Annotated in this window: 6 protein-coding genes, 1 tRNA gene and 2 rRNA genes (1 of these 9 only partly in view); 1 reads left to right on the forward strand and 8 read right to left on the reverse strand. The window is 53.1% G+C overall.

What is annotated here, in order from left to right; genetic code table 11:
• Position 1: 1 nt before the first annotated feature.
• Complete coding sequence (locus HEQ18_RS08080) at positions 2 to 1,090, reverse strand: YjgN family protein (protein WP_432814309.1); 1,089 nt, start codon at positions 1,088 to 1,090, stop codon at positions 2 to 4.
• A 167-nt stretch (positions 1,091 to 1,257) separates the two neighbouring features.
• Here HEQ18_RS08080 and HEQ18_RS08085 point away from each other — a divergent pair, with 167 nt between their 5' ends.
• The gene (locus HEQ18_RS08085; RefSeq protein ID WP_432814310.1) at positions 1,258 to 1,410 is read left to right on the forward strand and encodes a hypothetical protein; all 153 of its coding nucleotides are present in this window, start codon (positions 1,258 to 1,260) and stop codon (positions 1,408 to 1,410) included.
• Positions 1,411 to 1,503: 93 nt separating this feature from the next.
• Here HEQ18_RS08085 and HEQ18_RS08090 read toward each other — a convergent pair whose 3' ends face one another.
• The 7 genes from HEQ18_RS08090 to HEQ18_RS08120 all read right to left on the reverse strand — a co-directional run.
• On the reverse strand, positions 1,504 to 3,003 hold the full coding sequence (locus tag HEQ18_RS08090; RefSeq protein ID WP_432814311.1) for a hypothetical protein: 1,500 nt from the start codon (positions 3,001 to 3,003) through the stop codon (positions 1,504 to 1,506).
• Between the two features lie 479 nt (positions 3,004 to 3,482).
• Positions 3,483 to 3,752, reverse strand: coding sequence for a type II toxin-antitoxin system RelE family toxin (locus HEQ18_RS08095; RefSeq protein ID WP_432814312.1), 270 nt, complete (start codon positions 3,750 to 3,752; stop codon positions 3,483 to 3,485).
• Positions 3,736 to 3,963 carry a type II toxin-antitoxin system RelB family antitoxin gene (gene relB / locus HEQ18_RS08100; protein WP_397580076.1) on the reverse strand — a complete coding sequence of 76 codons (228 nt, stop codon included), beginning with the start codon at positions 3,961 to 3,963 and terminating at the stop codon, positions 3,736 to 3,738. The genes HEQ18_RS08095 and relB overlap by 17 nt, the downstream gene beginning before the upstream one ends.
• 461 nt (positions 3,964 to 4,424) lie before the next feature.
• Positions 4,425 to 5,501 (reverse strand): IS5 family transposase, encoded by a 1,077-nt coding sequence (locus tag HEQ18_RS08105; protein WP_432814106.1) that lies wholly within the window; start codon positions 5,499 to 5,501, stop codon positions 4,425 to 4,427.
• A 131-nt stretch (positions 5,502 to 5,632) separates the two neighbouring features.
• Positions 5,633 to 5,709 (reverse strand) — tRNA-Met (locus tag HEQ18_RS08110).
• A gap of 227 nt (positions 5,710 to 5,936) precedes the next feature.
• Positions 5,937 to 6,051: ribosomal RNA gene (gene rrf / locus HEQ18_RS08115) — 5S ribosomal RNA — on the reverse strand.
• Between the two features lie 171 nt (positions 6,052 to 6,222).
• Positions 6,223 to 7,860: ribosomal RNA gene (locus HEQ18_RS08120) — 23S ribosomal RNA — on the reverse strand; it runs 1,154 nt beyond the window's last position.

Below are 7,860 nucleotides of genomic sequence, written 5' to 3' on the forward strand. Positions count from 1 at the left end.
TTTAGATCGCCCCCACGTCAAAGGCATCAAGCAAGCCTTCGCCATGTTTTTCAACCACGGTCTGCGACTGGGTCAGCTGGTCAATGTTAATCTCACCATACGCTTCCATATGGTCGACGAAGAATTTCCAGTTGCGATAGGGCATGAAGATATAGCCAATGCCCAAGGTGCAGATGATGATCGCCATATTGGCCAAAAAGAACAATATCCAGTCCACCGCCCGGGCGCGAAAGTCGAATTCTAAAGTGTGCAACCGCAAGCCACCGACGGCCAGACGGAAATATTTGCTGTAAAATATCAACGCGAAGAGTGGGATGATGATGTAAAATGCCAAGATCGCAACAACGGTGACGATAGCGCCAATCGCCATGCCCGTACTGCCCAAAACGTCCGGCGTGATGCCCGAATGGGCCATGCTGAAACCGAAAATCACCACCCCAACAAAAAGGAGAAACGGCACGAGATAGAACAGCAAATAACGCTTCATCAGCGGCGTCCATTGCGCATTCGCGCTGAACCGGTGCGGGCCAAAGCTCATGGCGTTCCACCGGTCGTTCCACAAGGATATCATCGCCCATGGCACCATCAGGAAAATCGGCAACCAGCCAAGGACGCTTTTCCACATATAGGACAGCCCATATTGGAAACCCGGCTCGTCACTGCCGCCGCGAATGCCGCGCCAATATGTGCGGCTCAGCCGGTAGCGCAGTGCGCGGAAATAGGCGACGCCCGTGAGGTAGAATAACAACAGGAACATCGTGAGCATCAACAGCCCCGCGATCAACGGCTCACCTTGAAAAATAAAGCCCTGTGAAACAAGCTGGATAACAATGATCGGCACACCGATGAGCAGGAACGCCATGACAAAGCCGATAAAAAGCTCCATCCCGCGCCCCGTCCATTCCAGACGTTCGTCGATAAAGTCGGTCTTGCCCCACAAATATTCGCGTTCGCGCGTCGTCGCCCAAAAACGATAAATGCCCAATGTGACGATGGTCAGCAACAAATTGGGAAAGGCAATGCGCGCAAATTCCTGCCAGCTTCCGTGAAAGCGAAAGGCACTATGCTGCGGTAAGTATTCGTCGTTCATGGATGCGCGCCCCCCGTTTGCGATGCGCCAGACATGCGGGCAAATGTGACACTTTGTCAACAAATGCTTTTCTTTGAGGGACATGGGGGGGGTGGGGGGAGTAGGGCATTAAGGTCTCTGCTGAACGAAGGTTCAGTGCAGGTGACAGCGGGAAGAAAAAAGAGGCCATGGCTTCGCGCATAGCCAAGGACGATGTCCTTGGCCGCAAACCGCGCATCCCACACCGCCCCACCTCGACGCTCCGGCACCCAAGCCGCACGTTGGGCTTCGGTATAGAGGCTTGGGCCATTGCGGACGGCGTCGAAGATGAAGTGGGCTAGGGCTGCGTGGTCGGTGGGGGTAGCGCGGGTTGGGGTGTGGGGGTGGGGCTTAAGCTTTATCAAAACTCAAATGACGTCACTGATGAGTTGGATTTACAGCCGTGTTATTCGAGAAGGCCCCTCAATCAAGCTATTCATACGATCTTCAAACGTTTTCTTTGCTTCACTCAAGCACCCTGCATAGTGGTTAGCCAAGAATCCTTGCATTAAGCTTTGACGGCTGTTTGGTCCGTTCTTTTCTTTCAGCACTGTGTTGATTCCATGCTTGCAACACGCCGTTAGCAAACCTTCAAATTCGTCGATTGAGCACACAGTAAATGGATGAGTTTCTAGCAATCCGCGATCAAGGCCACGTTTTGTAAATTCGTCACTGACGGATTGGTCGAGATGTTTATAAAAGAACGGTCCGAATGCTAGCCAATTATTAAATGTTACCAAGATGAGATAGATCGGGCGGCTATCAGGCTGCCAATGCGGATACTGTCCATTCAACGCATCAGCCAGTGTAGAGTACATCTGCCCGACATAATGTGCTAGCCTTTGGATTGCATCTTTGAACGCAGGCTCGGGAGAAATTTGGGTTTGGGACGCATGGTTGAGCCTGGCAAACTTACACTCAACAAACTGAATTGCAGTCTTGTCTGAAATTATCCAGTCGATGCTTCGCTTTTCCGGCTTTCCCCAGACTGCCTCCGACAGAACTTTGAGATTGTTTTGCCCGATTGATCCAGCGACATTCCCAACATAGTCCTCGAATGCGCGTCCTATAGCGTTCCCAAAGTCGCCACCGGCGGCGCGAATAAGATCAAAATAGAGGCCATCCGTCAGTCGCTGGAGCAAAATTGGCGGTGCAGGGCACAAAATCGATCGTGAATTTCCAGCATGGATAAGCGGGAATTCACGGATGGGATTAAAGCTATAAGCCCAGTTTACATCGTAAGTTTGGTACCGCAGCGTTCGATCACGTAATTCTGACGCGGAAAGTGAGATGCGGTCGCGCAGAGCTTCAACTGGCGCGCGGACGGACTGTTCCGCCGCTTCAAGAAACTCGAACGAGGGCGTAGGTCGTTTCCACAGTTCTTCGGTTAGAAGTAGAGTCGTTTGAAAAAGCTCGGTTACTGTCATGCCGAACTCTGCCTCCACAATCGGTGCGACCAGTGGGTTAGAGTAAAGAATATAATATCGAGCCAATAGTCCATTCGTGAGCGGAATCTGCCAAGGGAATTGCTTAAATCCGAGACGTGACAGGTGAAGAATGATTGCTTCGGAACGCGAACGATAATTGCCCCACTCCGCGTCCTCAAGCTTGCGGATCATTTCCAGCGCTTTAGATGCTAGCGGCGCGGTATTGAAGGATTTTCCGCCGTTAGTTCGGCTGTTGAGAATAAGCTCACGAATCAGAATTTCGACGTTGAATTCGAATATCCCGATGGCCATCTTTGAAGCTCCAAGTCGCATCTTCGGAGTTGCGAGCTGTTTGGGTAAAGGTTGCTGGAACTGCAAATATTGCATGTAATGGTATGTGGAACCCAAGCCGCTCCACAGATTAAAGCCGCGTAAGTAATTCCGGAGTGGCTTGTAGAGCGCGTACATCAGTAACGCATTATATGCCTTGGTTCACCTAAAATTGCGAGCGTAAGATTTACTGCCTTCGCCGTGGTCTCCGCAATGGCTTTGCCATTGCCCCGGCTGAACTAGGTAAAAATCCAGCCCTCACCAAAACCAACAAAAAAGCCCGCACGAGGCGGGCCGAGCAATACTTTGCGTTCGGACTGCTTGGGCCCCGGATCGGGTCCGGGGCAACGCAACGCTAAGCGGCTCTGCCGCTAAGCTTTTGCGTTGGTTGCGGGAGTAGGATTTATGCGCTTTGCGCATTGTCGCCGCCGCTTCGCGGCTACCCAAGTGCAGCCTCCACCTTTCATTACCGGTCCAAGCGGTGCGCGTGAATTCTGCGTCAGGCGCGGCGAGGGTGCCGACGCTCAAGCTCCTACAGGATGTCGATATGGAGCATAGCGTGGAACGGCGATACGAGAAGTAACATCAGATGCTACGTCGTGCGCCGCGGCCCCTGATTATCGTTTATAGACCTCGCGGCGATGCCCTATATCGACAACCAGCACACGCACGGCATTTTCGTGTATCTCGCAAATTATGCGATAATCACCGACACGGTAGCGCCAATAGTCCCCTAGCGGACCTTTGAGGGATTTCCCAAAATCATGAGGGTCGTCAGCCGCGCCAATGCGGTCGGTTAGATATTCGACAATTTGGCGTGCGCTGTGCTTGTCCATCTTGCGCAACGCGCGCCGCGCCGTATCGGTATAATCAATCGTCCAAACCAAGGTCAGCTCTTATCTGGTCGGTTGAATAAATCCGTTCCTCACCCTTGCGAACGCGCTCGCTGGTTTCAGCGGCAAGATAATATTCTTCCGCCTCGTCGATTCCGCGTTCGATCATTTCACGCAGATAATAAGCTTTGGTCCGCCCGGTGCGGGAAGCCAGATGATTAAGTCGATCCTCAACGCCGGAAGGAAGTCTGATTGATGTCGCCATGTTTAACACTCTTTGTGATGCATGTATTCACTGTATCACATGTGTTATGACAGCGATAGTTTTTTGGTATTTTTAAAAAAGAGAGCCCCATTTGTGTTCTTGGCCTGAACCCAACTGTCATCCAGTTTTGATGAGAGCCATGGCGTTGATTTTAGCCATATGGGCTAGTGAAGCAAGGGGGCTGCTTGGGCCCCGGATCGGGTCCGGGGCAACGCAACGCTAAGCGGCTTTGCCGCTAAGCTTTTGCGTTGGTTGCGGGAGTAGGATTTATGCGCTTTGCGCATGGTCTCCGCAATGGCGTTGCCATTGCTCCGGCTGAACAAGCTGGGCACCTCCATTAACCGTTGATTTTGGTCAAGCGGCCTCGATATGCGCGTTGCAGGCACCTGATCGGTGCATTTCGGGCTGAGATTGGCTCTATTGCCGCTGTTTTGGCCCCTATTTCTGGATTTTGGACACAATTATCCTGTCGCCGCTCGTCGTTCGTGGAACAGCAGGCGCTGCATATTGTACGCAAGATTGGCGAGCATGATCTTCGTCTCGGCACGCTTGATGCCGATGGTGCGGATGAACAGTCCCATATGCGCCTTTTGCTGCGCAAAGACGTGCTCGACCCTTGCACGTATCTTCGACTTTGTTCGGTTGGCTGCACGAAGCGCTTCTGACCGTGGCTTGCCCTTTGGCTTCTTGCGGTGGATGCGGCTGACCCGGCCATGGGCTGCAAGCCACGCTTCATTGGTCTTGGACCGGTAAGCGGTGTCGCCCCACACATCAGATGCAGTGTTGTTTGTCGTGACCACTTCGCGCAGTTGTGATCCATCATGACGCGCGCCGTGCGTGACCACAGCCTTGCGGATGAACCCGAAGCGCTGATCGATAGCTATATGATTCTTGTAGCCAAAGCTTGGGATCGCAATGTCGATCTGCGGCTTGCCGTTCGCAGCCATGCGCGCTTTGGCAAACTTCACCGTCCAGCGCGCATCTGTGTCTTTCTGCGCAGCCTTGGCGGGTTGGTCGGGCCAGACTTCCTGTGCCGTCTTGCCCGTTTTGATTGCATCCTTCTCGTCTTGCGTATTGCGCTGCTTGGGGGCTGCAATCAGCGTTGCATCGACGATCTGGCCGCCCATTGCCAGATATCCATTGGTTCGCAGCCGGTGGTCAAAGGCGTCAAACAGCACCTGCAAGGTTCCGGCATCGGTCAACTTCTCCCGGAATAGCCGGATCGTGTTGGCATCAGGCGTTGGCGCTCCAAGATCAAAGCCCAGAAAACGCAGCCAGCTCAACCGATCACGGATCAGATACTCCATGCGGGCATCGGCCACATTGTTCTGCGCCGCCAGAATAAGGATCTTGAACATCGATACGCAGTCATAGGGCGGTCTGCCACCCTTCGAACCGTCCGAATAAGCCAGTGCATTGTCCAGGATCACACGAAAGCCTTCAAAATCAACTATCCGCCCCAGCGCCTCAAGCGGATCGCCATTGGCCGAAAGCCGCTTCAAATGATCCGATAAACCGAACAAACCCGCCTGCTTCATAATCGCCTCCCGATGGGGACCGTTGAATCAGATCACACGCTCAAATGCCAGAGGTTTTTGGAGGTGCCCAGCTCCCAATCCAGCCCTCACCAAAACCAACAAAAAAGGCCCCGTGAAGGGGCCTGTTTTGTTGGTTGCGGGAGTAGGATTTGAACCTACGACCTTCAGGTTATGAGCCTGACGAGCTACCGGGCTGCTCCATCCCGCGCCACCAACGAAGCGACATTTCTATCGCCCGGAAGCCTTTTTTGTTTCCCGTTTTGCTTCCGCAAAACGGCGGCGGGCTGCTCCATCCCGCTTTACCAACGAAGCGATCCATTGAGAGATCGCTTAAAACGAAAAAAGGCGGACATCCGTCGAATGAACGACAGCGGCCCGCCTTTTGAATTATGAATGGGTTTTCTAACACTTATTATCATGAGCGCCGGCTGCAATGCCTGGCGACGCCCTACTCTTCCAACGCTTAAGCGGTAGTACCATCGGCGCAGTTTGGTTTCACGGCCGAGTTCGGGATGGGATCGGGTGGGTCACAAACGCTATGGTCACCAAGCAATGAAGCAGGCGCTCATAATATGGGACGCTATCATTACGACAGCGTCGCCACACATAAGTGTAATTGGGTTATAATCGATGCCCGTGCAGGGAATATTTTATCTGGTATGACTTTAATCATCCGCCATCGACGGTGCTGAAAGATCAGCATTGTCATTGATGGTGGGACTTCAAGCGCGAAAAGAGTAATTAGGATTGGTTAGCTTCACGCATTACTGCGCTTCCACACCCAACCTATCAACGTAGTGGTCTACTACGACTCGATGAAATCTAATCTCGAGGGAGGCTTCCCGCTTAGATGCTTTCAGCGGTTATCCCGTCCATACATAGCTACCCTGCTGCGCGGCTGGCGCCACGACAGGTACACCAGAGGTATGTTCAACCCGGTCCTCTCGTACTAGGGTCAACTCCTCTCAAATTTCGACGCCCACGGCAGATAGGGACCAAACTGTCTCGCGACGTTCTGAACCCAGCTCACGTACCACTTTAATTGGCGAACAGCCAAACCCTTGGGACCTGCTCCAGCCCCAGGATGTGATGAGCCGACATCGAGGTGCCAAACGATTCCGTCGATATGAGCTCTTGGGAATCATCAGCCTGTTATCCCCGGCGTACCTTTTATCCGTTGAGCGATGGCCCTTCCACGAGGGACCACCGGATCACTATGACCGACTTTCGTCTCTGCTCGACTCGTCAGTCTCGCAGTCAGGCAGGCTTATGCCATTGCACTCTAACAGACGGTTTCCAACCGTCCTGAGCCTACCATCGCGCGCCTCCGTTACTCTTTAGGAGGCGACCGCCCCAGTCAAACTACCCGCCACAGAGGGTCCCTGCACCGGATAACGGTGCGAGGTTAGACATCAGAAAACAACAGGGTGGTATTTCACATTTCGGCTCCACTCGGACTGGCGCCCAAGTTTCAAAGCCTCCCACCTATTCTACACAGTTCTTTCCTAATGCCACTCTGAAGCTGCAGTAAAGGTGCACGGGGTCTTTCCGTCTAACCGCGGGTACTCCGCATCTTCACGGAGAATTCAATTTCGCTGAGCATATCCTGGAGACAGTGGGGAAGTCGTTACGCCATTCGTGCAGGTCGGAACTTACCCGACAAGGAATTTCGCTACCTTAGGACCGTTATAGTTACGGCCGCCGTTTACTGGGGCTTCAATTCAGAGCTTGCACTCCTCCTCTTAACCTTCCAGCACCGGGCAGGCGTCAGACCCTATACGTCGTCTTGAAGCCGACTTAGCAGAGTCCTGTGTTTTTGCTAAACAGTCGCTACCCCCTGGCCTGTGCCCCCTCATACTGCTTGCGCAATGTGAGGGCCTCCTTCTTCCGAAGGTACGGAGGCAATTTGCCGAGTTCCTTCAGGATACTTCTCTCAAACGCCTTGGTATACTCTACCTGACCACCTGTGTCGGTTTCGGGTACGGTCTATACGGTGGGGCTATTTCCTGGAACCTCTTCGAAGCCAGTCCAATCCAATAAGGACTGACAACTCACGAGATCCGTCACACACCACCAGGCCCACGAATATTAACGTGGTTCCCATCGACTACCCCCTTCGGGCTCGTCTTAGGGGCCGGCTTACCCTGCTCAGATTAGCTTTAAGCAGGAACCCTTGGTCTTTCGGCGGGAGGGTGTCTCACCCTCCTATCGCTACTCATGTCTGCATTCGCACTTCCGATACCTCCACGACCCATTACCAGATCGCTTCATCGGCCTACGGAACGCTCCGCTACCGCATGCAATAAATTGCACACCCTAAGCTTCGGTACATATCTTTAGCCCCGTTACATTTTCGCCG

Source organism: Sphingorhabdus sp. (assembly GCF_050921905.1).
GTDB lineage: Bacteria > Pseudomonadota > Alphaproteobacteria > Sphingomonadales > Sphingomonadaceae > Sphingorhabdus_B.

Bases quoted from the DNA above. Each gene is read 5' to 3' on its own strand.
- HEQ18_RS08080 (WP_432814309.1), bottom strand. From the start codon at position 1,090: ATGAACGACGAATACTTACCGCAGCATAGTGCCTTTCGCTTTCACGGA.
- HEQ18_RS08085 (WP_432814310.1), top strand. From the start codon at position 1,258: ATGGCTTCGCGCATAGCCAAGGACGATGTCCTTGGCCGCAAACCGCGC.
- HEQ18_RS08090 (WP_432814311.1), bottom strand. From the start codon at position 3,003: ATGTACGCGCTCTACAAGCCACTCCGGAATTACTTACGCGGCTTTAAT.
- relB (WP_397580076.1), bottom strand. From the start codon at position 3,963: ATGGCGACATCAATCAGACTTCCTTCCGGCGTTGAGGATCGACTTAAT.
- HEQ18_RS08105 (WP_432814106.1), bottom strand. From the start codon at position 5,501: ATGAAGCAGGCGGGTTTGTTCGGTTTATCGGATCATTTGAAGCGGCTT.